This window comes from Pleurocapsa sp. PCC 7319 (genome assembly GCF_000332195.1).
In the GTDB taxonomy this organism is placed as follows: Bacteria; Cyanobacteriota; Cyanobacteriia; order Cyanobacteriales; family Xenococcaceae; genus Waterburya.
On sequence record NZ_KB235922.1, the window covers coordinates 966354 to 991892 of the forward strand.

Below are 25539 nucleotides of genomic sequence, written 5' to 3' on the forward strand. Positions count from 1 at the left end.
GATAAAACATTTTATTAGAGCATTAATAAATATACGTCGAGCAAATTTTTGTTGACTAGACAACATAGACAATATAAAACTGAAACTTAGTAGTTAAAACAAATGAATGTCATTTTAGAGTTTTTTTATAAGTCTCATAAAATCAAAAAAATTGTCATTATTTTAATTACTTGGTGCTTTTGCCTTTATTTGTTCTTAGTCCCAACTGCGGCCGAGGTAAAATCCTCGAGCGCCTCGCTAGATCGCAAAGCTGATATCGTCTTAGATGGTCGGAAGTTATTTGAAATTAGTAGTTCTGGTAATTTTTCGGCTACGCAACGAGCCGAAAAAATCAATTCTCTACTGCAAACCAAACTTAAACACTACTCCAATTCCCGACAAGCTTTAGATTTAACTGTAGCTAAACAGTCTGATTGGACAGTAATTCGCGTAAATAATCGTCACTTGCTAACAGTTAGCAAAAATGACTTGATTCCTGGAATGATGGCTCAAGAACAGGCTGAAATCTGGCAAGAGCAATTAGAGTCAGCTTTAGAGCGAGCAATCAAAGAAAGATCGCCTGCTCATCTCCAATGGACTATTAAAATGATGGCGATCGCTTTTACTCTAGTTGCAGGAATTCAATTTGGTTTATTTTGTCTTAAACGCCACTATAGTCGCAAACGTTTAGAATCACCTCAGCGGTGGATTTCTTGGGCTATTTTAGCTATTTTGGGCTTACAAACTTTAATTTGGCTGATATTCGTCTATTACTGTACTTATTTGTTTCCCCAGACTAGAACTTGGCAGTACAATCTGTGGCAGTCTGTTAACGATACTTTTAATACTGAAATCTTTGATTTTGGTGGAGAGATGGCTATATCTCTACGGCGCATAATCATCTTAATCTTTCTGGGTATTGGCTGGTGGATATTTGTCAGGTGGTTTTCGCAGGTGCTTAAGTTAAATATTCTCCCCCTGACAGGGTTTGAAAGTACCTTGCAAAATTCGATCGCTTTTTTGACTCGTTATGGATTATTATTCCTGGGTATATTGTTAATCTTGAATGCTGGAGGTATTGATTTTCGTTCTCTAACTATCGTCATCAGTGCCTTAGGCGTAGGAATTGGCTTTGGGTTACAAAATATAGCCAAAGACTTTGTTAGCGGTATAATTTTGACTTTGACTCGCCCCATAAAAATTGGTGATTTAGTAGAAGTAGGCGAAGACAAGGGCTTAGTGTTGCATATTGGTGCGCGTACTACCGAAATTTCCCATATAGATCGCCATATTATGACTATTCCTAACTCGCGTTTTATCGAGGAAACTGTCAGAAATTGGCATCGCAGCGGTTTAACTAGGGTAAAAGTTTATGTAGATGTGGCTTATGACTCCGATCGCGATTTGGTATATAAAGCTTTGTTAGCAGCAGCCCAAGTCTATCACCCAGATATTCTCAAACATCCACCACCAAAAGCCAAATTTCGTAATTTTGGCGATCGCTCTTTACTATTCCGCGTAGTAGTTTTTATTAAGGATCCTTTTAAAGAACCAAAAGTTAGAAACCATCTACAAAAGCATATCGATCTTAATTTTCGCAAGTATGGCATTGAAATTCCGTTTCCCCAGCGAGATCTCAATTTTAATATTCCTCAGCTCGATGAGTTAGTCGCTAACTTAGTTAAAATCTATGCCCCTTCTCAACCTAAATTGTATTACCCTCAAACAAAAACAGATTCAAGCGATCGCCAATTATCATCAGTAGAAGAATTAACTATTCGTGATGAATATGACTGGGATTCTTTGGTAGCAGCCATGCGAGGGGAACATGGCGTATCCATTACCGATCGTCGTTATGGCTTAAAAACCTATTCTAAAGTTTTCTTGGGTTCAGAAGCCGTATCTTGGTTAATACAGTACGAAAAAGCTACTTTAGCCGAAGCGATAGCCATCGGACAATTGATGATCGAACAAAATATTATTCACCATATATTAGACGAACACAATTTTAAAAACGAACCGCTATTTTATCGCTTTTATCTAGATGAAAATAACCATAGATCAAAGCTTGATGATTGATGGATTCATATTTGAAGCTGTTTATCATTTAGACTGCATATTATTTGGTTAATAGTTATGACATGAGATTTTTAAAGTCACTATTTTATATTTGATCATCGTAATTAGATTTCATGGGTAACATCAAATATCGAACTATCTTACTTTTTATTGCTTTTCTTTTGCTATGTTCTTTTTGGGTATCAAAAGTAGTCGTAAATATTGATCTTAATCGCGATCATGAACCAACTACCATTGCCAGTTCGGATTTGCCAGAGCGATCGCCGCAAGTCTCTAATCCTTTAAAACAAACTAGTAATGACCTAGACGAACTATATCAACAAGCAGCAGAAGCACAACCATATCTCGATCAAGTAACCCAAAAAGTTGCTAGTCAGCTAGGTGGAGAAGCATTAATTCCTGAGACTTTAAAAGCGAGGGAAAGAGCAAGGAAAAAAATAGCTGCTGACTACGGTGGAGAGGTATCTAGAATTACCGATTTGGCTCGTAGTTCAGTAATTTTTGAGACTGAAAAACAAGTGCTACAAGCTCTAGACATCTTGCAACATGACATGGATGTGATACGAATCAAAAATCGCTTTCAAAATCCTGTCAACGGCTATCGAGACGTTCTGCTTAATATACAAATGCCCAACGGACACATTGTCGAAATGCAGCTACACCTACGCAGCATATTAGACGTAAAATACAAATTTGGCGATCAACTATATCAAGAAATTAGAACTATTGAAGCCGACGCCATACAAGAACAGCGAGATTTAACCTCAGATGAAACCAAGCGAATCGAACAGCTAAGCTCTCAAGCTGAAAAGCTATACAATGAGGCATTTGAAAAATCTCAATCTCAATAAAATAAATTTAGAATAATGTGCGAACAATCTAAATTACCTGAAGTAGAATACTATACGGTTAACGATCGCCCTGTCAAAATGGTGTCAACGACCGATGGGGGAGGAAGAGTTTTAGTTATGAACTTGGATACAGGTGAGTTTGAACCAGATATGAGTTATTTATCACGATGTTATAACCCCGAACAAGATGTTGAGCGACTTTCTGAAACAATGTTCGATCAATATGTCACTGAACTAAGACGTGAAATTGACGAGAAAAATTAACGTAAAAACACAAATGTTAAGCGATCGTTTTACTAATGCCATCAAATTAGCAGCAGAACTCCATTCATCTCAATTACGTAAAGGGACAAATATTCCTTATATTTCCCATTTATTAGGAGTTACCAGTTTGGTATTAGAACATGGTGGTCATGAAGATGAAGCTATTGCAGCGATGCTCCATGATGCGGTTGAAGACCAAGGAGGCTGGGAAACGCTAGCACGAATTGAAAGTCAGTTTGGAGCTAATGTGGCTGCTATTGTCCAAGGATGTACTGATAGTTATGAGACACCCAAACCTGCATGGCGATCCCGTAAGGAAAATTATATCAAGCGTTTAGCCAAAACTTCTGCTTCGGTACGCTTGGTTTCCAACGCCGATAAGCTACACAATGCTCGTGCTATTTTAAATGATTTACGAGTATGTGGAGAACCTCTTTGGCAGCGTTTTAGTGGAGGGCGAGAGGGCACTCTTTGGTATTATAAGAGCTTGGCAAATACTTTTAAAGAATTGAATAACGGTGCATTGGCTGAAGAATTAGATCGAGTCGTAAGGGAAATCGAACGTATTTCGCAAGTTGAATGAACCAACAAAGGTTAGGTGGTGTACAATCCCCACTCTCGAATCTTTGATTGAGATTCAAGATAATTTCCAATGAGCTTATTGACTAACAAAGTGTTGCTTTCTCTAAAGACAGGCAACACTTTTATTAGATTTCGAGAGAAAAATACTTCGACCACAAGGAGAAGTATTTTATTTCTAACTAGGAACGGCGAGAGATTACAGGAGCCGGGGTGGTGGCAGTAGAACGCCTTCTTCTTCTCGTCAGCTTAGCAGGTTGTTTTTCAGGAGTTTGCAATAAAAACACTACGAGGGGACGACTACGTAGTTCTCGCTTCATTAAACGCTGCAAGCCGCCTTCTATTTCGAGACGTACTTCTGACCAGTTAACTTCGGGTTCACCGCCGTTGTTGGTACTAAAGTCGCTCCAGCGATCGCCTAAAATTCGCTCCATTGTTCTTACAACTAGTTGCTGTAGCAAAGATGTTTCAATTGATGTAGCGACTCCGCGTAAATGTAGTGCAGGAGGTGCAACTAAATTACCAGACCAATCGATCACGGCGGCAACAGTAACTACTCCATCTTCAGCTAACTGCTGTCTTTCTTTCATGACATCATCTCGGACAATACCTGCACGATCTACTAGTTCAATACCAGAAGGAACTTCTCCGTTTACGCCAATACTATTTTCCGTAAGTTCAATAATATTACCGTTTTTGATCACCACAATATTTTCTTCAGGAATACCCATCGCCCGAGCCATTCCTGAGTGTTCCACTAGCATCCGATGTTCACCATGAACAGGCACAAAGAACTTAGGTCTAGTCAAATTGAGCATTAACTTATGATCTTCTCTAGAACCATGACCGGAAACATGGATTCCTTCTCGGCGACCATAAATGACTTTTGCTCCCTGCATCATCAGACGATCAATCGTGTTAACTACTGCAATAGTGTTACCAGGAATGGGGTTGGCAGAAAATACAATCGTATCTCCTTCTTGGACTCTAATTTGTCGATGTTCACCCCTGGAAATACGAGTCATCGCGGCTAAAGTCTCTCCTTGAGAACCAGTAGTCAGAATTAAAACTTTATCGTCTGGTAAACGATTGACGGAGCGCAAGGGTTCAAAAAGATCGTCACGGCATTGAATATAACCCAACTTTCGTGCATGAGCGATCACGTTAAGCATGGAACGCCCTACCACTGCTACTTTGCGACCGTGCTTTTGGGCTAAATCGAGAACCATGTTTACTCGATGCACTGAAGAAGAAAAAGTTGTCACCATAATCCTTCCTTCTGCCTGACCAAAGATGCGGTTGAGATTCGGATAGACTGAACGTTCTGATGGCGTATGTCCTGGAACTTCAGCATTAGTGGAGTCACTCAGCAAGCACAGGACACCTTTTTCGCCGTGTTCTGCTAGCTTTTGTAGGTCGTAATGTTCCCCATCAACAGGAGTATGATCGATTTTAAAATCTCCTGTGTGAATAATCACGCCAATGGGAGTATGAATAGCGACACTAAAACTATCCGCAATTGAGTGGGTGTTACGAATAAACTCAGCAGAGAAATGCTTCCCAATGCGGACAATCTCTCTCGGGATAACACTTTTAAGCGTAGTGCGATCGCTAACTCCCGCTTCTTCTAATTTGTCACTCAATAGAGACATTGCCAGCCTTGGACCATAAATTACAGGTATATCAAACTGCTTGAGGTGATAAGCAATGCCGCCGATGTGATCTTCATGACCGTGAGTGACAATCATGCCCTTAATACGGTGAGAATTTTCTCTGAGATATGTCATATCAGGCAGGACAATATTGATACCGTGCATCTGATCTGAAGGAAAACCTAATCCAGCATCAAGCAAGATAATGTCATCTTCATATTCAAAAACACAGGTATTTTTGCCAATTTCGTGTAATCCACCTAAAGGAATGATTTTCACAGTTGGTACGCTAACTTTTTTGTTTACTTTACTCATATGGTTTCCGTGTATTTGGTTTGTGGTACGTATCTATTTGAATCAATAAAAACTGTAAATCTGTCTTAGAATTAATCTGTTGAAGTTCTTTCTAAGTCTTTAAAAAAGGGAATAGTATAAATTTTTTTAATTTCTAATAATAGAGAATATCAATTAGAGTAATCATCTATATCGATACATCATTTTATTCATATTAATAATTAATTATATTTAAGGAATTAAAGTAAAAACGATAGTAAAATTTCTATTTATAACAAAGATTTTTCTGACTACAACTGTTACTTACAATTATTTCTTTTAGCTTAAATAGTTTATGTCAAAATAACTAGGTTTAAAATAACTAAATCAGAGCAATTCCAACTCTTTTAATACTATTTTTAATTTTTCTAATAAGTCTAATTGTAGCTCACATAATGGAGTTCGCAACTTACCTACATCCCAACCTTGTAGATTTAAAGCAGCTTTAACAGGAATGGGATTGGTAGTCATAAATAAAGCCTGAAATAAGGGAAAAAACTTGACTTGAATTGCTGTAGCTTTCTGGTTATTGCCTTTAATAAAAGCGTCGATCATTTCTTGCATTTGGTTGCCTATTAAGTGAGAAACAACACTAACTACACCCACACTTCCCACTGTAAGCAAAGGTAATGTTAAAGCATCTTCTCCTGAATAAATAGCAAAAGAAGGAGGAGTTAAACACCTAATTTTGCAAGCCTGCTCTAAATCGCCACTAGCTTCCTTAATCGCAACTATGTTACTGATCTGAGCGAGATTAGCCACTGTTTCTGGCTTCAGGTTGCTGCCAGTCCTACCTGGTATATTATATAACATCATCGGCAGATTGGGGCAAGCTTCAGCGATCGCCTTAAAGTGATGATACAATCCCAACTGGGGCGGCTTATTATAATATGGCACAACTTGTAATGAACCATCAAGATTAAGTTTAGCAGCTTTTTCTGTAGCAGCGATCGCTTCAGTCGTAGAGTTAGAGCCAGTACCAGCAATAATCTTAGCTTTATCGCCTACTGATTGTTTGACTACTTTGAACAGCTCATATTCTTCAGACCAACTCAAGGTTGGGGACTCCCCTGTTGTACCGCAAAGTACTAGTCCATCGCTCCCATTTTCGACCAAATGAACCGCCAGCTTTTCTGCTACTTCATAGTTAACACTACCATCCTCAGCAAAAGGCGTTACCATCGCCGTAATTACTCTACCGAAAGGTTCGTCGCTCATAGATTTCTGCCGTGTAATAATCACTATATTTGGGTTAAAAAACCCAACCTTCAAATACTAACTGCCGAGTTTGATACTGTTAGTAAGTTTTTTTCTAGCAATAATTCTGCTATCTGAATTGCGTTTAAAGCGGCCCCCTTACGAATTTGGTCTCCACAGAGCCACAATTCTAAATTGCAATCTTGAGAGATATCTTGACGGATTCTTCCCACCAATACAGGATCTTGTCCTGTAGCATCTATTGGCATCGGAAAATAATTTGTCTGCCAATCCTCTACTAATTTTACTCCTGGTGCTACTCCTAACAATTCTCTTGCCCGCTGAACGTCAAAAGGTCGCTCGAACTCTAAGTTTATCGCCTCAGAATGAGCGCGTAGAATAGGTACTCTAACACAGGTTGCGGTTACTTTTAATTCTGGCTCATCAAAAATCTTGCGCGTTTCATTAACCATTTTCATTTCTTCTTCGCAATACCCTTGATCGTTAAGGGGAGAATTATGAGGAAACAGGTTAAAGGCAATGGGATAAGGTAATACTTCGGCTTGAGGCTGTTTACCATTTAAAATATCTCTAGCTTGAGTTTGAGCCTCTTCCATAGCTCTTGCTCCTGCACCAGATGCAGATTGGTAAGTCGAAACAACTACCCGCTTGATTGGTTGTACCTGATGTAGAGGGTAGATCGCCACTCCCATAAGAATAGTTGTGCAATTAGGATTAGCAATAATTCCCTGGTGGGCAGCAGCAGCTTCAGGATTAATTTCAGGTACGACTAAGGGAACATTTTCGTCCATCCGAAAAGCACTAGAATTATCGATAACGACTGCACCTGCTTCTACAGCTTGTTTAGCCCAGGTTCTGGAAGTAGAACCACCAGCAGAAGCCAAAACTATATCGACTCCCTCAAAAGAACTTTCGCTAGCAGCCTGTACAGTTATTTCTTGGTCGTTAAAGACAATTTTACTGCCAGCAGAGCGCGGGGATGCTAACAACTTCAATTGTTTAAGGGGAAAATTGCGCTCGGCAAGCAATTCTAACAGTTCTTTCCCTACTGCTCCAGTTGCTCCTAAGATGGCTACATTTACATCTCTAGACAATTATTAAAACCTCCATGACTATTTTTTAAGTAATTTACTTGATAAATTTAAATTGAGACTTAATAAAAATTCTTTATGTTTTGCTTACTCGATGATACCGCTATTGACTGTTGAGCTTAAATGATTTGTCAAGACGAACCGAATAAATCGAAATAATAGTTGGCAGTTCTTAAAAATTAATGAAGTACACTACTTTAAGTAAAACACAGTTGTCTATTGCCTGAGCCCTTTGTTTTGCAAATCATCAACTTGAATGAATTCATCTTTATTTTTACAGATTAACTTAATTAAATATCTATTAAGTATCGGTTAATCGTATCATAATGTCTCATCCAAGATGAGAAGCTATTCACAGTCTTCCTAGCTCGATCATTTAAAGTAGGGAACATATTCTGATAAAAAGTGTAGCTCGTTCGATTGATATACTATGATGACTATTGGCTAAATAGGTACGTTAAAGATTGTTGTACAAAACTTCGATTTAGGGATTCAGATGAATAGTCTTATTTCTCTAAATCACAGCGGAGTTATAAGTATTAGGCTCGATAGTTGTATCTATCAATCTTAGGTTAACCCCTAACTACCCAAATACCAAATCAAACCAATAAACCAAAAAGTAGTTTTGAGATATAAGCATCGATGAAAGTAACCCAGGAGAGACTTCCTGAAAGTCAAGTAGGCTTAAATATAGAAATTGCCCCCGAAGCATCTCGTAATGCCTATGAAAAAATGGTGCAAAACCTTTCCCGTTCCAGCAATATTCCTGGGTTTCGTAAAGGCAAAGTACCGCGCCAGGTCTTGCTTCAAAGAATTGGTAATGAACGTATCAAGGCTGCTGCTTTAGAAGAACTAATTCAGAAATCTTTACAAGAGGCGATTGAACAAGAATCAATTGAAGCTCTCGGTCAACCCAATTTACGTTCTAATTTTGAAGAGTTGTTAGGGCAATATAACCCAGGAGATACAATTACTTTTTCTATTGCCGTAGATGTCTCCCCAACAATAGAACTTGCTGATTATACTCAGCTCAGTGTCAAAGCTGAAGAAGTACTTTTTAAACCCGAAAAAGTAGATGATTTTATTGAACAACGTCGTCTGCAAAAGGCTGATTTAGTTCCTGTCGAAGATCGTCCTGCTGAAATGGGAGATATAGCTTTTGTTGACTTTAAGGGAACTCTTACCGCAGAAGGAGAAGAAGGACAAGAAATTGAAGGTGGTAGTGCCACCAATTTTCAAGTTGAATTAGCCGAAGGTAAGCTAATTCCTGGCATGGTAGAGGGAATTGCTGGAATGAAGCCCGAAGAAACCAAGGAAGTGGCGGTAACATTCCCTGATGACTACCCTCAAGAGGATTTAGCAGGTAAACCAGCAGTTTTTAGCATCACTTTAAATGAATTAAAGACGAAGGAATTACCAGATTTAGATGATGATTTTGCTCAAGAAGTCAGCGATGACGAATTTGAGACGATGGAAGCTTACAGGGAATCTTTGACTAAGCAGTTTCAAGAGCAAGCTGAAAATCAAACCAAAAATAATATCAATGAGGCGATCGCAGCAGCGCTATTAGAACAAAACACGATTGAATTGCCTGAGTCTTTAGTTCAAGAAGAAGTGACTAACGTTTTAACTAAAACTCTCATGCAAATGCAACAGATGGGGGTAGACGTTAGACAGCTATTTAATTCGGATAACGTACCGATGTTGCGGGATAATGCTCGTCCTGAAGCAGTAACCAATCTCCAAAAGTCTTTGATTATTAAGGAAATTGCCCAAAAAGAAGGTTTATCACCTGAGGAGGAGGCAATTAATGCCAAGAAAGCGGAGATACATTCAGAATTAGCTGGGCAAGAAGTTGACGAAGACCGTTTGCAGAAAATGGTTACGGAAGATTTGCTGAGCGAAAATACCTACAATTGGTTGCGTGACAAGGTTCAGGTAGAACTTGTTCCTGAAGGTTCGTTATCTGATGAAGAAGAGGAATCTGAAGAAGAGGAATCTGAAGAAGAGGTAGAAACTGCTGAAGTAGAAGTGATTACCGATCCTGAGTAATTTAATGTCTTGCTTTCAAGGAAGTGGAACAGAAAGCTCCTATTATTCTTGATTAATTTTCATTCCTGATTGGCAAATTACATTTTCTCCAGAGTCCGCATTGAAAGCATTACGAGGTTAGTTGAGGCATAATAAATAATAATAGAGTGAAACACTACTCTCAACTAAGCATGGTTATGCAAGGTTAATCAAGATCATAATAATTAGTGATAAATTTTTGTCAAAAATCTATGCTGGAATCGCTTTCGCCTTACGGTTTTTTGGTTAGTAATAGTAGTCCTGAAATAAGGTCTGCCCGACCTGTTGGCAATGTTGTGCCAATGGTGGTTGAACAATCAGGTATCGGTGAACGAGCCTTTGATATCTATTCCCGTCTTCTAAGAGAGCGAATTATTTTTTTGGGGACTCCGATTGATGATAAAGTTGCCGATTCTATTGTCGCTCAGCTGTTATATTTAGAGGCAGAAGACCCCGAAAAAGATATCCAAATTTATGTTAATTCTCCTGGTGGCTCGGTTTATTCAGGAATGGCAATCTACGATACTATGCAGCAAATTCAACCCGACGTTGTAACAATTTGTTATGGAATTGCTGCTAGTATGGGGGCTTTTTTGTTATCTGGTGGTACAAAAGGGAAGCGGATGGCCTTGCCCAGTTCGCGAATGATGATCCATCAACCTTTGGGAGGAGCGCAAGGACAAGCAACAGATATTGAAATACAAGCTAAAGAAATTCTTTATATCAAACAAAGACTTAATGAACTGATCGCAGGACATACCGGTCAACCATTTGATAAGATAGCTGCCGATACGGAGAGAGATTTCTATATGTCTTCAGAAGACGCTGTGGAATATGGCTTAATTGATAAGGTCATCACCAAGTCGGAAGCGACAGATTCACCTACTACATAACATAGTTCTATTAGTACGAGGTATATATGTCTAAATACGACTCCCATCTAAAATGTTCGTTTTGCGGAAAATCTCAAGAACAAGTAAGAAAACTTATCGCTGGTCCTGGGGTGTATATATGTGACGAATGTGTCGAACTGTGTAACGAAATTCTAGATGAGGAGTTGATAGAAGAGGGCGCTGTTGTCTCTTCGTCAGCGGTAACTAGTAACCCCGATGCGAAACCACCCAAGAAGAGAAAGAAAACGGGTGGTATTTCTTTTGGTAATATTCCCAAACCAATAGAAATTAAAAGTTGTTTAGATGAACATGTCATCGGACAAGAAGAAGCCAAAAAAGTTCTTTCTGTTGGTGTATATAATCATTATAAGCGCTTAAGTTTAGCTAATGACCTTGATGATACTGACGACCGAGTAGAGCTACAAAAGTCGAATGTATTACTAATTGGTCCTACGGGTTGTGGTAAAACGTTATTAGCTCAAACACTAGCCAAAGTTTTGCAAGTACCTTTTGCCGTTGCTGATGCCACTACGCTAACTGAAGCTGGATATGTCGGCGAAGACGTTGAGAATATTTTATTACGCTTATTGCAAGTGGCGGATTTAGATGTTGATGAAGCTCAAAGAGGTATTATTTACATCGATGAAATCGACAAAATTGCCCGCAAAAGCGAAAATGCTTCGATCACTCGTGATGTTTCTGGAGAAGGTGTACAGCAAGCATTATTAAAAATGTTAGAGGGAACAGTAGCTAATGTACCGCCCCAAGGGGGTCGTAAGCATCCTTATCAAGACTGTATTCAAATTGATACTAAGAATATTCTCTTTATCTGTGGTGGTGCGTTTGTTGGTTTAGACAAAGTAGTTGAACGTCGATTAGGTAAGAAATCGATCGGCTTTATTCAAAAAGGCGAAAATCCAGCCTCAAAGGAGAAACGTACTGCTGATATTTTACAGAAACTCGAATTGGATGACCTAGTCAAATTTGGTATGATTCCTGAATTTGTGGGTCGAATTCCTGTGACGGCAGCTTTGGAACCTTTAGATGAAGAAGCTTTAATTCAAATATTAACTCAACCGCGCAATGCTATTGTCAAGCAGTACCAAAAACTCCTGGGGATGGATAACATTGAACTGGAATTTACCGAAGGAGCAATCAAAGCACTGGCAAAAGAAGCTTATCGCCGTAAAACTGGAGCCAGAGCTTTACGAGGAATTGTTGAGGAATTAATGCTGGATGTAATGTATGAAATTCCTTCTCGTAAAGATGTCTGTAAATGTACTATTACTGAAGAAATGGTAGAAAAACGTTCTACCGCAGATTTAATTCTCCATCCTACTTCTTACCGTAAACCAGAATCAGCTTAGTTACACCAAAAAATTCAGTAATAATTGTAACTAAGAAAATTCAGTAATAATTGTAACTAAGAATAAATTTCAATCTAGTTTTTAATTTTGAAACCTTAACTTACCCTAACTTGTAAGAGAAAGGCTAAAGTCTAAAATCAGGAATGACAGAAAAGTCCCAAACTATCCAATTGCCCAGTAACGAAAGTGCGATCGCTTTAGCGGGAACAAATGAACAAAACCTGAAACTATTATCTCGTCATACGGGAGTGCAGCTGATCCTACGGGGGCAGGATTTATTAGTAAGAGGTCAGGATAAAGCCGTTACACGCTGTGCCACGGCAATTAATACTCTTAAGCCATTGTGGTCAGTGGGGAAATCTCTATATGAGCCAGATATTCTTACAGCATTTCAGGCGATCGATACAGGGAGAACAGAGGAATATAGTGAGCTGCAAAAAAATGTTCTAGCTCGAACAAAAAAAGGGGAGGTTATTAGAGCTAAAACATTTAAACAAAAACAATATATTAAAGCCATTCAAAAGCATGATATAACTTTTGGCATTGGTCCTGCCGGGACGGGTAAAACTTTTTTAGCTGCAGTATTAGCTGTTCAAGCTTTGCTAAGTGATGAATGCGAAAGAATTATCTTGACTCGTCCTGCTGTAGAGGCAGGAGAAAAGCTGGGGTTTTTGCCTGGAGATTTGCAAGAAAAAGTCAATCCTTTTTTACGTCCTCTATACGACGCTTTGTATGAGTTTATCGATGCGGAAAAGATACCTGACTTAATGGAAAGAGGTAAAATTGAGGTCGCTCCTTTGGCATATATGCGAGGACGAACCTTATCTAATGCATTTGTGATTGTAGATGAGGCTCAAAATACCACCCCTGCTCAGTTAAAAATGGTATTAACCCGTTTAGGATTTGGTTCTAAAATGGTGGTGACGGGAGACATTACCCAAACTGATTTACCTGTTTATCAAGATTCAGGCTTGGTTGTCTCAAGAAAAATATTGCGTAATGTCGATGGAATTGCTTTTTGTGAATTAACTCAAGCTGATGTAGTTCGTCATCCTCTAGTACAGAAAATCGTGGCTGCTTATGAGCGGTATGATAAGTAATGCTGCTAATTTAAGGATTGATTTATAAATAAAAATTTAGCTTTAGTCAACATCAGGATACTGCTACTTCTATTAGCCAAAAAAATATTCTGAAATTTTAGGTGAAAACTAAGGTTTTTCAGTCAAGTTATGACTAAATTAAGAAAGAGAACTTAGTTTAGGAAAAAATAATCAATGGAAGGACAAGGTGCAAAAATTGGTAGTACAGCTATTATTTGGAGTTTGGCTACAGGAATGATGGCTATTTCTATTCCCATAGTTAAAATGACTCAAACGGGCATTATTTTACCGGTGGCAGTTGTAATTGGAGTTAGCTTAAGTACGATCGCCATTTGGTTAAGTACTTGGTATAACTGAAGTCCTAACCTTTAGAGAATGTATAACAAGTCTAAAATATAACTCCGAAGTACAAATTAACTAGGAGTAATGAAAAATAAAAAGCTCTATTTTATCAACAAGAAAAAAACGCCCTTTTTACATCAGTTTGAAAGACGAGGCGTTTTTTATTTTTAATTTTTTTCTATTACTTTCTCTGAGTCATTCAAAATCAAATTAATTTTGCCCAGATAATTTTTAAGCTGTTGCGGCAGCTTCTTTTGGTGCCGAGCCTTGGGTACCTAGCTGAATCAATTCGATCTTATAGCCATCGGGATCTTCGACAAAAGCAATAACCGTAGTACCGTGTTTCATCGGACCAGGTTCTCTGCTTACTTTACCCCCTTGAGCTTTAATGCGATCGCAGGTACCGTAAATATCATCAACTCCTAGGGCAATATGTCCGTATCCCGAGCCAAGATCGTACTTGTCCACGCCCCAATTATAAGTGAGTTCAATTACCGTATTATCTTTTTCATCACCATAACCAACAAAAGCCAAGGTGAATTCACCCCCAGGATAGTCTTTTTGGCGCAAAAGCTTCATGCCCAAAATATCACAATAAAAGGCAAGAGATTTTTCTAAGTTACCAACACGTAACATAGTATGTAACATACGCATATTTCTAATTCTCCTCTCTCAATGAAAAAATTCTTATTTCGTTAGCTGTTAGTTTATAGCTTAAATTACCTGAAGCAATAATAGTTAATGGTAAAGGGAATCAGCCCAATGTTAATTAATATCGATTGGGGAAATACGTGAGATACATAATATTTCGTAGGAGCGAATATTAGTTAGGTTCTACTTTGGAGTAATACTTAACTATCTAAAATTTCTTTATTCCTCATTTCTTTACTGATCCCTTTCTCTTTCCAGAGAGGGAAGTTAGTATTTGTGAATAAGGCTAAGATCCTATTTTATATTAATTATTCTTATCTACCGTGGTGTAGCTTAGCTAATCCAAAACTACACAACCTATCTATCTCATGAATAAGGCCCCAAATACCAAACCAGAGCAACTAAAATCTGAGAAGGGACGAATAACCAAAGTATTTTCTTCCCCTAAAACACTGGCAACAGGTGCAATTGCGATCGCCACTTTTGGTAGTTTGGGTTATTGGGGAGTACAAGTACTAGTTAGAAAGAAGCTACCGCCATTTCTCGAAGATCAGATAGGTAAATTTATTGAACGTCCTCTAGATTTAGGAGAGGTACAAAGCTTTTCCTTGAGTGGAATTGAGTTTGGTAAAACGGTTATTCATCCTACTGATACCGACACCGACAAAGTAATAGTAGAAGGATTAAAAGTTGGGTTTAATTTGATTCCGGTTTTATTTCGACGTACTTTACCTTTAGATGTCACCTTAATTCAACCGGACGTTTATTTAGAACAGGAAAAGGATGGAGAATGGGTTAACCTCGATTTTTTACAGAGTGACCCCAATAAAGAAAAAAAAGATCCTCTTATTTATTTTGATGTCAATTTAGATATTGAACAAGCCGATATCACTGCCGTACCCTATGAACAAAATCCGCTTCAAGTCAAAGTAGACGGTAGTGGAAGATTTAATCAAAAAGAAGAGTTCCTTGATTATGATTTAGATGCTGCTATCGAACAGGCAAAGGCAACGATACAGGGAGAAACCAAGCTACAAACTGGTACGACAGATACCAAGCTGCTGGTTAAAGATTTAGCTTTAACTGATGTGGCCACCCTATTGCCTAACTCTCCTGTCAATCTCGATAGTGGTCAACTTAATGCCGATTTAGACATTAATATTCCCTCTTTTGAAGAAATTACTGCCGCCAATATCAAAGGAATAGTTAATCTGCAAAACGTTACAGGAGAAGCAACCGATTTAAATTCTGCCGTAACAGCAAAATCTAAATTAAGTTTTAGTGGTCGCAATGCAGAAGTTAAAGAAACTCAAGCAAGTTTAGGAGATATTACTGCTCGGGTAGACGGTCAAGTTAATTTAGACAGTGGCTACGATTTAGACTTGGATATACTGCCATTTGCCTTGAGCAGTTTACCAAAAAATATAATTCAGCAATTACCCGTGCCCGTGAAGGGAGTGGTAGAAGCTCAGGTTCAGTTACAAGGTGCCATCAAAGAGCCACAATTAATAGGCAGGATTAATAATACTCGGACGGTAATCATTGATAAAACGACCTTTAAAGAGATCGACGCTAAGTTTAAGGCTGATTTAAATCGGGTTGTGCTGGAGAATGTACAGATTATTCCCCTGGCGGGGGGAGAGGTTACTGCTGAAGGCAGCATAGACACTAATTTACAACAGGCTTTAAATAGTAAGCAGGGGATAAATATCAATCAAATGCCCCTAGATTTTAGTTTTCAGGCAAATTTACCTACTCAAAAACTAGTTTCACCCTATTATCAGTTACCGCAAAATGTGGCAGTAGGTAATTTTCAGGCAGAGGGGAAAATTGACGGTACAGTAGAAAACCCCGAAGCTCTAGTTAATTGGAATATACCGGAAACAAGTACTAATAATCAAGAAGATATTGCTGGTTCAGGAGAAGTTGTGTTCATGAACAACAACTTATTTCTGCGAGATACCGAAATTACTTATGGTGATGGTCAAGCCGATCTCGAAGCAGAAGCTAATTTGGATAATCAACAGTGGCAAGCCAACTTAGATGCTAATTCTCTTAACCTCACTCCTTTTCTCAAGCAATTTAATAACCCTAACTTAAATTTAAATCGACCTGTTGCTGTTAATACTGCTCAAGCTAAATTTAATGGCAGGTTAGATCAACTCGATTTAAATCAAATTCAAGGTACTGCTGACTTAAACTTAAGTGTTGATGGGGGAAATGTTATCCTTGATAGTCAGCTAAACTCTGGTAATCTCCAAGCAAAAGCAGTTACCAATAATATTCAGCTAGATAATTTTGTCACTAGCTTGCCTGTAGCGACATCTTTGCAATCAGGAGAAATTAATGCTTCAGGAAAATTAAAACAAATACTGGCATTGAAAGATAATCCTGACTTTAATAGCATTGACGCTAATGCCAACCTAGATTTGAATGTCGATGGAGAAGCTGTAGCCGTTAGTAGTCGGCTCAATTCTGGTCGAGTTCAGGCAAGTGCTAATACTAGCCAAATTAACTTAAATCGCGTTCTCCCCGATTTACCTATTCCTGCGAGTGTTCAATCTAGCCAGGTAACTGCCTCTGGAGAATTGAAACAACTGTTGAGCTTCGTAGAAAATCCCAATTTAAGTACTGTAGAAGCTAGGGTAGATGCCGATTTAGAAGTTGCCGAGGGAAATGTTCAAGCGATCGCCAATCTTAATAATAATCAATGGCAGGCTAACGTGGACGCTAACAATGTTAGTTCCCAGTTACTCTTGGATCAATTTGCCCCTAGTAACTTAGCCTCAGTAGAACTAGATGATATTAATGCTCAAGCAGATTTAACCGGGGATATCAATCCGTTAATTAATAACGAAGTTAATATTCCTATTGCGATTAATCAATTTACAGTCAATTCTGGTGCGCAAAATGTCAATGCTCAAGGTGATTTAACCCTTGCAGACATTACCAGTAACTTAGATGTTACCGATACTAATCTCGATGTTGCTGCCAACCTGGACTTTGATCGCTTACCTATAGACCAAGTTATTGCTGCTTCCACTCAGGATAACCAATTAATTGCCGAAAGCGTCAATATCTCGGGTCAAGCAGCTTTTGATGGTCAATTTCAGGGAAAACAGTTACTTACTGAACCCAATGAACCAGGCAACGTAAATTTAACTGGAGATTTACGTCTGCTAGATTTTGCTTACAATGATATTGCCTTTGACCCGATAATGACGGGAAAAGTTAACATTCAGCCAGGAGAGGAAATCGCCCTCAATCTTAAGGGAGAACAGGATGTCATTGCCGCTCGTGCCGTTCCTTGCACTGATAGCAATTGTCAACTTCCCTATCTACCCACTAATCTCGAATTACGTCAGGGAGAAGACACTGAACAGCCAGTAATTGCCACAGGCGATCGCACTGGCGATCTTTTTTCCTTGGATATTCAGAATTTTCCTCTGGCATTACTTAATCTTGCCCCCGCTAAAACAGCAGGAATTGAAGGCGCATTGAAAGGAAAAACCACAGGTAATGTCGATCTCAACCTTTATACTCTAGCAGCCGAAGGAGATATTAATATTGCTAACCCAGGAGTGGGCTACATCGAAGCTAATCAGCTTGACGCCAGTTTTAACTACGATCCAGCAGACAACATTGCTGAGATTACCAGCTCTTCTCTAGACTTGAAAAATAGTAAATATCAGCTTAATGCAGCATTAGATCTTCAATCAGGAGCAATAGACGGCAAATTAGCTATTCCTGAAGCTTATATTCAAGATGTATTAACTACTTTACGTTGGTTTACAGTCGAAGACGTTACTGATTTATTTAATATTCCCGATTATGCTGAACCTGCTGCCATTAAGCCAGCACCAGAAAAAGACACCGTAGACCAATCGATCGCCCGAAAACTCAATAAGTTGCGTCAAGTCAATCGCCAAATTCAGGCTAAGGCAGCAGCTAGAGAAACTGGTGGTGTTCCTACAGAATTAGACATTCGGGGTAAGTATGTAGGAGAAATCCTTTTAGGGGGAACAATCCAAACACCAGAAGCAGACTTTAAAGTAGAAGGCAAAAACTGGCAATGGCAACCTGAACCTGCTTATCCCGATATTGTTGAGCCTTTGGGTCTAGTGAAAGAAGAAGCACAGTTTATTGCTCTGCCCAAACTGTCGATTGCCGGAGAGCTTCAGGGAACAACGGTAGATCTAGAAAAAGCTGAGTTACAGGTTCAAGAAGCAGTTTTATCCTTAGAGGGCAAACTATCTCCCGAACAAGAAGATCTTAAGTTTGCGATCGCCAACTTGACTGTTGATAATATTGGTAATTTTGTCGATATTCCTGTGGATCTGGCAGGAGAAATAAACGCGATCGGTACAATTAAAGGAACACCAACTGAGCCGAAATTGGCAGGAAAAGTAGCATTTTCTAATGGAGCATTTAACGGCAATATCTTACCTGCTAAAATTGCGGGAAAATTTGACTATGACGGCAGTCAATTAGCATTTAACACTACTGCTCCTGAGGCAATTAAGGTAGATGCTACCGTTCCCTATCCCATAATCCCCGGTAAAAGCGATCGCCTGAATGCCAAGGTCAATTTAGAAAAAGAAGCCTTTGTTTTCTTGAGTGCCTTAAGTCAAAATTATTTAAACTGGATTAATGGCGAAGGGGATGCTCAATTACAAGCTAGTGCCCGTTTAGATTTAGCCAGAGAAGGAGTAATCTACGATTTAGCTGCCAACGGGGTTGTGAATCTGGAAGATGCTGCCATCAGCGTGGAAACGCCCTTTTTCACAGAACCATTTGTTGGCACGGGCAAAATCACCCTCAACAACCAAATTGTTAATGTTGAAGCTTTAGATGCTACCTTTGCTCAAAAAGACTTATCTGTTGCTGGTAAATTGCCCCTCCTCACCGCAGTCCAAAACTTAGATAATCCTTTGACTGTAGATATCTCTGAAGGTCAGATTAATATCGATCAACTCTATAAAGGTGGAATAGCAGGAAAAGTTAACGTCACTGGAGCAGCAATGGAACCCTTTATTGGCGGGGAAGTAAGCTTAGAAAATGGCAGAGTATCGATCCCTAAAACTGAAACTACCCCCACTGAAGATTCCGTCCAAATTGCTAAAAACAAAACTACCAATATATCTTCTAGAGCCAAAGCACTGACTAAAGCTCAGCCTACCACGCCCAAAGCGAGTACATCTAATTCATCTTTTGTAACTACCTTGAATAACTTTAAGGTCAATTTAAAAGATTTTGACTTTGAGCAAGCTCCTCTCTACCAATTTAAACTCAATGGTAATTTAACTCTCAATGGAACGGTCGACAAACCTGATAACATTATTCCTCAGGGTACTTTGATGCTTACTCGTGCCGATGTAGACTTGTTTAGTAGTAGATTTAATCTAGCGCGTAATCGAGAAAATACTATAGTCTTTACTCCGGAGGCAGGTGTATTCAATCCCGCCCTTGACATTGTTTTAAGAACTGAAGTTGAGGATCTTGATGAGCAAGAATTGAATAATTTTCGTACTGTAGAATCTAATTCTAACGAAATTGACGATCCCATCTCAGCAATCAATAATAGTCGAACTGTCCGCATCAATTTGGCGGTCAATGGAGAAACCGCAGAAATATTACCTAACTTAGCGCAGGACAACTTTAGTTGTAATATTCGTCCGATTAATGAACCGATAGTTGAAAACAAAAAATATTATACTCAAGCAGAATTAAATCGATTAACTCAATGTTTTAATCAATTATCACTAGAAACAGGAGGGAATCGTGACTTAATTAATTCTTCGGCAGTAGAATTAACTAGTATTCCTTCTCTCGATCAGGGAGAAATTTTAAACTTATTGAGTGGTCAATTCGTCGCTTTTGCTCAAGATGTAAGTAACAAAAGTCAATCTGAATTGTTCAGTTTAGGGGTTAACAGGTTTATAGTCGACCCGATAATAGATAGCGTACTTTATAAAGTGGAAGATACAACGGTTAGTTTTGGTAAGAAAATTGGTTTAGATTATCTAACTGTATATCCCGATTTAGAAGGAATTTATGAAATCAACCAAGATTCATCGGTGCGTTCAACCTATGACTATGTTCTTAATGAAGCCAGAATAGAATACCAAAGAAATTTTTAAATAAAATCTTTCCCAATCAAATTGGATTCTCAATCAAAAGAGGAAATGCTTTAAGATCGATTAGCTCAATTTCTAAAATAGCCGAATGCAGATCAAGATTTCTATTTCTCCCCGTGCAGTTGTTAAATATTTAGTAATTGTAGCGATATTTTTTACAGTTGTTAGTACGGGAATTCAAATTTGCAAGTATGTTTTTGACTATCGAGACGACTGGATGAAACTGTTTAATCTTGATCGCGAATTGAATTTCCCTACTTGGTATTCTGCATTTATGATTGGATTTTGTGCCATTTTACTTCGTGTCATTGCCATTGGTAAAAAACAACAGGGCGATCGCTATACTGCTGATTGGAAGTTATTATCGTTTATTTTCATGTTGATGGCGATCGATGAAGTAGTAAGTATCCACGAAATTCTCATTATTCCAGAAGTGAGTGAAGCTCTAAAATTACCTTGGTTTCTACATTCTATGTGGGTTATTCCTGGTACAGTTTTTGTCTTATGGTTTGTCAAGCGTTACTGGAGATTTAGCCGTCATCTACCTCTAAAATCTCAACAACATTTTATTACTGCGGCTTGTATCTACGTGGGTGGTGCATTAATTATGGAAATGATTGGCAGCCATTTGGCAGAAGCACAAGGACAACAATATTTACCCTATGCTTTGATTGCTACTGTCGAAGAAGTGATGGAAATGTCGGGCATAATTATGTTTATCTACGGATTACTCTATTATTTGAGCCAGTGGTCAGATACCCTTAATTTACAAATAGACATCCTTAATCCTCAGCCGAAACCCTTTCATTCTAAAATCAAAAAATAAAAAAAGTCGTTAGTCGTTAGTAATTAGTTATTAGTCGTTCAAATATAGTCTTAAACTATACCTGAACGGGGACACAGTAAGACTATGGGGTCTTAAACCCAATTGTTTTTAGTATTTAATTTAAACTAAAAACTAAAAACTTTTTGATAATCTGTTAATTCTCCATCTTCATTTGAGTCTATTTATCCGGCATATTTGTCACTGAAAACCACCTTTTATGCTTTCATAGTTATTCTTTTATAAAAAATGGTTCGGACACTTTTTCATCTAGAGCTTGAAAGCCTGGATTTTCCGTCATAGATAAAATTAATTGGGATATGTCAAACCCTTATTTTTCGTTGTCGTCCAAAAGCTGCCCGAAGTATCGATCAAAGAAATTATGTAAGAAATCTAGATGATCTGTAAAACATTAAGACAATGAATCAAAATTTACCAACTAGTGGACAAATTGAGCGTGAACTTTCTCAAAAAGTTCAAAAATTATATCGACAAGAACTAGAACACTCACCAGGGAAAGTAACCTGCCAGCTTTTTGGTAATCAGCTAGCAATTGTAATTGAAAATGCTCTAACAGCTGTCGAAAAAACTTTAGCTGATATCGAACCGAAAAATCAGAAGGTGAAAAAGTTAAATTCAGCTATTAATGATGTTATTGAATCTAAACTAAAAGATTTAATTGAAGAGATGTTAGCAGTTCAAGTAAACGACATCTTGTTCGATACTACTTTAGAAACAAGTCGTACTGGTGCGATTATTACTCTCAACCAGCCCCCTGAAGTGCGGAACCCAGAATCAATTCCCAAAATAAAAACTCAAAAATGAAAAATAGCTAAAGTTGAAGTTAAACATCTTGATGAGATCGACTTTAGCAAAATTGATAATTAAACCAATATTTCTGGTAGAAGCAACCTCAGCAAAATGTACACAAGCTAAAGTTTACTCTAGTAGTCTGAAGCTTAGTAGATATAATCTTAGCCTAGTTATAAGCTTAATTTATTTTAAACTTACATTACATTTATCTAAAGATAGATTAACAATATCTTCGTGGACAACTAATCTAAGAAAAATCCCACCTTGCATCATCAGAAACTAATCAAAAGTTTCAGACCAAAGTGGGTCAAATATATGGTCAAATATATTTAGTTTCTTTCCTAAAAGCTAAAGGTAGTACGAATAGTAGTGATGACCAAATCATCGTTATCTTCATTGTTGTCAGGGTTATTAATGTAAACTACCCCAGGGGTAATGGCAATATTGTCATTAAATTGATATTGATAAAAGGCTTCTGCGTGTAAGGAGGTTTCCTCATCATCATCAAATCCTTGAACATCAATACTAGATTTGGCTACCCAAGGTTCCATCCCGACAATAATACCAGCCAAACTTCCCTCTTTACCTAAATCGGGAAATGCCAAAGTAGCAGCCCAGTTCCAAATGTCTTGAGAACCTCGCCCAACATTCTGTCCATCCGATACAAAGTTTTCCAGAGTCCTAACCTTACTTAGACCACCCCAGCCACCAATGATAATGCGATCGCTCAGGGCAAAAGAGAACTGTGCCCCATAAGAATTACTGGCAGTAGGGATTCCAGCGTCAAAAACTTCTGGATCGAGAGGATCGGCATCTTCACCTGCTGCGGTTAGAGATTGAATATTTGCTAAATCACTACCAACTCCAGTATCACTTTGATCTTGAGCATGAACATAGGTTAGAGCCACATTCAACTTTTCAAAAGGAGTAAACAGAAGTTGACCGAGGGCACTATAGGAACCATCAAACAAGCCACTATCATCACTCGGATCGCTGGCTTCGCCAGCTAAATAACCGGCACTAAACTCTAATTTTTCGCCAAAATTATGAATTACACCCACTCCTGTTTCTCCTGGTGGAAAATAAATAGGAGCACGAGTACCAAAAGCAGAAACTGCCCCCGAACCACCATCGCCATCTAGAACACTGACAGTATTGGCAATATCATCAGCTGCCAATCCTGCTGCACCAATAATGACGTTGGTATTCTCCCCAATTGGGCGATCGTAGAATAAAACTTCTAACCCTAGATCGTTATCAGCAGGTTCTGCAAAGGCTAAATCTCCTTGGAAAGTACCTGTTTCATCAGCAAACGAAGGGAAGTTACCCGTAGAAAGACGAGTAAACAGTAAATCTTCCCCGGAAAAACTGGTTTCTAATTCTAAACGAGTACGATTACCAAATACGGGTACTCGATCAATATCATCATCATTGCCATCGATACCATCATCATTGGAACCGGCAACAACGCTAGCAAGTCCAAAAATAACTTCCCCAGCTAACTTAGTAGTAGTAGAAAATTGGGTGTCTTCCAAGAGAGCAGTACGGCTTTCAAGCTCATCTACTCTGCCCCCTAAAGTAGCTAATTCTGCCTCAAACTCTTGGGTCAAACGATTAATAGTATCCAAATCCTCTTGACTCACAGCTTCTGAAGAAGCAATTAGACGCTCAATTTGATTTAAACAAGAGTTTAAGCCCGCAGCAAATTCATAGCGGGTTAGAGCCTGACTGCCGCGATAAGTCTGGTTAGGAAATCCGGCAATACAACCGTAACGATCTACTAAACTTCTTAGGGCTTCATAAGCCCAGTCTGTGGGGGATACATCTCGCAGTTGATTGACATTAGTTACTTGACCAATACTTTTACCCTGTCCTTCCTGTCCGTACTGCTCAACTTGATTCATAAGCTCATTGGGTTCTACTTGAGCCTGAACTGAGTTGCTATAAACACCCGTTGCTAGCGCAGCCAAAAAAATTGGGGCAGTTTTGCCTACAATACTATTCATAATATTCCTCACACACCAATAAAATTACGAAATCGATAATAAATCTGGCTCTTAAGCAATACATAGCTTGCTCTTAGCGTTAATCAAAGCTATCGCGAAAACGAAAAGCTACTTTGACAATTTCTCCTTCCTAAGTAGCATCAAGCCTATATAGGTTTGGTGCTCTCGACCCTCGTCATTCTGTTCAAAATTAAGGTCTAAAACCTTATATTTGCTCATAGAGAGGATAAGATCTAAAAAAAAACTTTTTTAGCTGGTTCTAAGTCTCTACTAGCGATCGCTGTTACCAATACTTCAAACAAAAGCTAGGCTATAATTTTACAACTTATTTTTGAAAGTATGTTTGACCCACATCTACTATTTTGAACATTAAAGTTCAGCCCATTCCTCAGGCAGCATATTGGCGATGAGTTCAAAACCACCGTTACCATCAGGTTTAACTACATAAGCCATTCCTTGCGGAGCGGGATAGATTCCAGTAGCCGACTCAAAAATGTCATCATGACCAACAATGATGTCGTTAGTACCACTTTCAGGAACAGCAGTTAATAGAGGTGTAACGCTGGTTTTCATTTGCTCTACCTGCTCATCGGTATAGTCTTCAAACGGAAGAAAGTTGAGAGCAGGATCTTTCTCATATTGACCAAAGGCTAAACCAGCAGTTTTCCAAGCACGACAATATTCGCTGGTAGTGACTTTGCCGATAGGTATTTCCGCTGCTTCAAAAGCATCCCCAATCATATTTGCTTGTTCCCAACCTTCTTCACTAAGTACTCGTTGAGTGGAGCAATTGTTGACATCTGCGGTAACTTGATCTGCATAATCCTTTTCGGTCTGAGCATGCCGGAAATAGATTACATATCCACCTTGCTGGAGTTCGCTCAAAAGTTCTGAGCTACTTATTTTGTCCAAAAAGTCGGCATTAGCTTGTTCTCCAGGGCTTAGAGTTTCGCCGCCTTCGCCACCTTCGCTACTGGTGCCGCCTGCTCCGCCTTCGCCACCTTCGCCGCCTTCACCACCTTCACCACCTTCTGCGAGCAGATAAGAATTGGCATCTACTGGTTCGTCGCTCGCAACTTCGTAGCCATTAGCATTGACTGATACTGTTCCTGTCACACCTATGGCAGTAGCTAAACCAAGTGCTAAAAATAATTCTACTGATTTCATTCTATTTTGATCGCAATTAAGAAATTTAATTAATACGGCGATTATTGAGAATACATTTAATGAGAAGAAAAGTCAACTAGTAGAGTGTTAAATTAGACCAAGCAAGTCTGTGTTATATCAAGTT

At 38.7% G+C, this 25539-nt stretch carries 18 protein-coding genes; 12 read left to right on the forward strand and 6 right to left on the reverse strand.

The window, feature by feature from the left end; genetic code table 11:
* Window positions 1–102: 102 nt before the first annotated feature.
* The 4 genes from PLEUR7319_RS34620 (at window position 103) to PLEUR7319_RS0108490 (ending at window position 3756) form a co-directional block, all read left to right on the forward strand.
* Complete coding sequence (locus PLEUR7319_RS34620) at window positions 103–2058, forward strand: mechanosensitive ion channel domain-containing protein (RefSeq protein ID WP_019504789.1); 1956 nt, start codon at window positions 103–105, stop codon at window positions 2056–2058.
* Window positions 2059–2171: 113 nt separating this feature from the next.
* The gene (locus PLEUR7319_RS34625) at window positions 2172–2909 is read left to right on the forward strand and encodes a hypothetical protein (protein ID WP_019504790.1); all 738 of its coding nucleotides are present in this window, start codon (window positions 2172–2174) and stop codon (window positions 2907–2909) included.
* A 15-nt stretch (window positions 2910–2924) separates the two neighbouring features.
* Window positions 2925–3173 (forward strand): hypothetical protein, encoded by a 249-nt coding sequence (locus PLEUR7319_RS0108485; RefSeq protein WP_019504791.1) that lies wholly within the window; start codon window positions 2925–2927, stop codon window positions 3171–3173.
* Window positions 3174–3186: 13 nt separating this feature from the next.
* Window positions 3187–3756, forward strand: coding sequence for an HD domain-containing protein (locus PLEUR7319_RS0108490; RefSeq protein ID WP_019504792.1), 570 nt, complete (start codon window positions 3187–3189; stop codon window positions 3754–3756).
* Window positions 3757–3934: 178 nt separating this feature from the next.
* Here PLEUR7319_RS0108490 and PLEUR7319_RS0108495 read toward each other — a convergent pair whose 3' ends face one another.
* The 3 genes from PLEUR7319_RS0108495 to PLEUR7319_RS0108505 all read right to left on the reverse strand — a co-directional run bounded on the left by PLEUR7319_RS0108495 (window position 3935) and on the right by PLEUR7319_RS0108505 (window position 8049).
* Window positions 3935–5719, reverse strand: coding sequence for a ribonuclease J (locus tag PLEUR7319_RS0108495; RefSeq protein WP_019504793.1), 1785 nt, complete (start codon window positions 5717–5719; stop codon window positions 3935–3937).
* Window positions 5720–6064: 345 nt separating this feature from the next.
* Window positions 6065–6955, reverse strand: a complete 891-nt coding sequence (gene dapA, locus PLEUR7319_RS0108500; RefSeq protein WP_019504794.1) for a 4-hydroxy-tetrahydrodipicolinate synthase — start codon at window positions 6953–6955, stop codon at window positions 6065–6067.
* Window positions 6956–7005: 50 nt separating this feature from the next.
* Window positions 7006–8049 (reverse strand): aspartate-semialdehyde dehydrogenase, encoded by a 1044-nt coding sequence (locus PLEUR7319_RS0108505; protein WP_019504795.1) that lies wholly within the window; start codon window positions 8047–8049, stop codon window positions 7006–7008.
* Between the two features lie 639 nt (window positions 8050–8688).
* On the opposite strand from PLEUR7319_RS0108505, the gene tig reads away from it, so the two are divergent.
* The 5 genes from tig to PLEUR7319_RS34630 all read left to right on the forward strand — a co-directional run bounded on the left by tig (window position 8689) and on the right by PLEUR7319_RS34630 (window position 13833).
* Complete coding sequence (gene tig / locus PLEUR7319_RS0108510) at window positions 8689–10098, forward strand: trigger factor (protein WP_019504796.1); 1410 nt, start codon at window positions 8689–8691, stop codon at window positions 10096–10098.
* Between the two features lie 230 nt (window positions 10099–10328).
* Entirely contained in the window at window positions 10329–11009 is a 681-nt protein-coding gene (gene clpP, locus PLEUR7319_RS0108515) for an ATP-dependent Clp endopeptidase proteolytic subunit ClpP (protein WP_019504797.1), read from the forward strand.
* 26 nt (window positions 11010–11035) lie between these two features.
* Window positions 11036–12376 carry an ATP-dependent protease ATP-binding subunit ClpX gene (clpX, locus tag PLEUR7319_RS0108520; RefSeq protein WP_019504798.1) on the forward strand — a complete coding sequence of 447 codons (1341 nt, stop codon included), beginning with the start codon at window positions 11036–11038 and terminating at the stop codon, window positions 12374–12376.
* A gap of 143 nt (window positions 12377–12519) precedes the next feature.
* Window positions 12520–13476 carry a PhoH family protein gene (locus PLEUR7319_RS0108525; protein WP_019504799.1) on the forward strand — a complete coding sequence of 319 codons (957 nt, stop codon included), beginning with the start codon at window positions 12520–12522 and terminating at the stop codon, window positions 13474–13476.
* A gap of 174 nt (window positions 13477–13650) precedes the next feature.
* On the forward strand, window positions 13651–13833 hold the full coding sequence (locus PLEUR7319_RS34630) for a hypothetical protein (protein ID WP_019504800.1): 183 nt from the start codon (window positions 13651–13653) through the stop codon (window positions 13831–13833).
* A gap of 216 nt (window positions 13834–14049) precedes the next feature.
* On the opposite strand, the gene gloA is transcribed toward PLEUR7319_RS34630, so the two are convergent.
* Window positions 14050–14472 carry a lactoylglutathione lyase gene (gene gloA / locus PLEUR7319_RS0108535; protein WP_026102397.1) on the reverse strand — a complete coding sequence of 141 codons (423 nt, stop codon included), beginning with the start codon at window positions 14470–14472 and terminating at the stop codon, window positions 14050–14052.
* A 365-nt stretch (window positions 14473–14837) separates the two neighbouring features.
* On the opposite strand from gloA, the gene PLEUR7319_RS0108540 reads away from it, so the two are divergent.
* From PLEUR7319_RS0108540 to PLEUR7319_RS0108550, 3 genes are all read left to right on the forward strand, one after another.
* Window positions 14838–20609, forward strand: coding sequence for a translocation/assembly module TamB domain-containing protein (locus PLEUR7319_RS0108540; RefSeq protein WP_019504802.1), 5772 nt, complete (start codon window positions 14838–14840; stop codon window positions 20607–20609).
* An 85-nt stretch (window positions 20610–20694) separates the two neighbouring features.
* The gene (locus PLEUR7319_RS0108545) at window positions 20695–21432 is read left to right on the forward strand and encodes a hypothetical protein (protein WP_019504803.1); all 738 of its coding nucleotides are present in this window, start codon (window positions 20695–20697) and stop codon (window positions 21430–21432) included.
* A 417-nt stretch (window positions 21433–21849) separates the two neighbouring features.
* Window positions 21850–22254 carry a DUF2294 domain-containing protein gene (locus PLEUR7319_RS0108550; RefSeq protein WP_019504804.1) on the forward strand — a complete coding sequence of 135 codons (405 nt, stop codon included), beginning with the start codon at window positions 21850–21852 and terminating at the stop codon, window positions 22252–22254.
* Between the two features lie 329 nt (window positions 22255–22583).
* Here PLEUR7319_RS0108550 and PLEUR7319_RS0108555 read toward each other — a convergent pair whose 3' ends face one another.
* Both PLEUR7319_RS0108555 and PLEUR7319_RS0108565 read right to left on the reverse strand, forming a co-directional pair.
* Window positions 22584–24248: an iron uptake porin gene (locus PLEUR7319_RS0108555; RefSeq protein ID WP_019504805.1), complete on the reverse strand. Its 1665-nt coding sequence runs from the start codon at window positions 24246–24248 to the stop codon at window positions 22584–22586.
* 369 nt (window positions 24249–24617) lie between these two features.
* Window positions 24618–25415 (reverse strand): histidine phosphatase family protein, encoded by a 798-nt coding sequence (locus PLEUR7319_RS0108565; RefSeq protein ID WP_019504806.1) that lies wholly within the window; start codon window positions 25413–25415, stop codon window positions 24618–24620.
* Window positions 25416–25539 lie beyond the last annotated feature (124 nt).

Excerpts from the sequence above, each read along its gene's own strand:
- PLEUR7319_RS34620 (WP_019504789.1), top strand. The coding sequence starts at position 103 with ATGAATGTCATTTTAGAGTTTTTTTATAAGTCTCATAAAATCAAAAAA.
- PLEUR7319_RS34625 (WP_019504790.1), top strand. The coding sequence starts at position 2,172 with ATGGGTAACATCAAATATCGAACTATCTTACTTTTTATTGCTTTTCTT.
- PLEUR7319_RS0108485 (WP_019504791.1), top strand. The coding sequence starts at position 2,925 with ATGTGCGAACAATCTAAATTACCTGAAGTAGAATACTATACGGTTAAC.
- PLEUR7319_RS0108490 (WP_019504792.1), top strand. The coding sequence starts at position 3,187 with ATGTTAAGCGATCGTTTTACTAATGCCATCAAATTAGCAGCAGAACTC.
- PLEUR7319_RS0108495 (WP_019504793.1), bottom strand. The coding sequence starts at position 5,719 with ATGAGTAAAGTAAACAAAAAAGTTAGCGTACCAACTGTGAAAATCATT.
- dapA (WP_019504794.1), bottom strand. The coding sequence starts at position 6,955 with ATGAGCGACGAACCTTTCGGTAGAGTAATTACGGCGATGGTAACGCCT.
- tig (WP_019504796.1), top strand. The coding sequence starts at position 8,689 with ATGAAAGTAACCCAGGAGAGACTTCCTGAAAGTCAAGTAGGCTTAAAT.
- clpP (WP_019504797.1), top strand. The coding sequence starts at position 10,329 with ATGCTGGAATCGCTTTCGCCTTACGGTTTTTTGGTTAGTAATAGTAGT.
- clpX (WP_019504798.1), top strand. The coding sequence starts at position 11,036 with ATGTCTAAATACGACTCCCATCTAAAATGTTCGTTTTGCGGAAAATCT.
- PLEUR7319_RS0108525 (WP_019504799.1), top strand. The coding sequence starts at position 12,520 with ATGACAGAAAAGTCCCAAACTATCCAATTGCCCAGTAACGAAAGTGCG.
- PLEUR7319_RS34630 (WP_019504800.1), top strand. The coding sequence starts at position 13,651 with ATGGAAGGACAAGGTGCAAAAATTGGTAGTACAGCTATTATTTGGAGT.
- gloA (WP_026102397.1), bottom strand. The coding sequence starts at position 14,472 with ATGCGTATGTTACATACTATGTTACGTGTTGGTAACTTAGAAAAATCT.
- PLEUR7319_RS0108540 (WP_019504802.1), top strand. The coding sequence starts at position 14,838 with ATGAATAAGGCCCCAAATACCAAACCAGAGCAACTAAAATCTGAGAAG.
- PLEUR7319_RS0108545 (WP_019504803.1), top strand. The coding sequence starts at position 20,695 with ATGCAGATCAAGATTTCTATTTCTCCCCGTGCAGTTGTTAAATATTTA.
- PLEUR7319_RS0108550 (WP_019504804.1), top strand. The coding sequence starts at position 21,850 with ATGAATCAAAATTTACCAACTAGTGGACAAATTGAGCGTGAACTTTCT.
- PLEUR7319_RS0108555 (WP_019504805.1), bottom strand. The coding sequence starts at position 24,248 with ATGAATAGTATTGTAGGCAAAACTGCCCCAATTTTTTTGGCTGCGCTA.
- PLEUR7319_RS0108565 (WP_019504806.1), bottom strand. The coding sequence starts at position 25,415 with ATGAAATCAGTAGAATTATTTTTAGCACTTGGTTTAGCTACTGCCATA.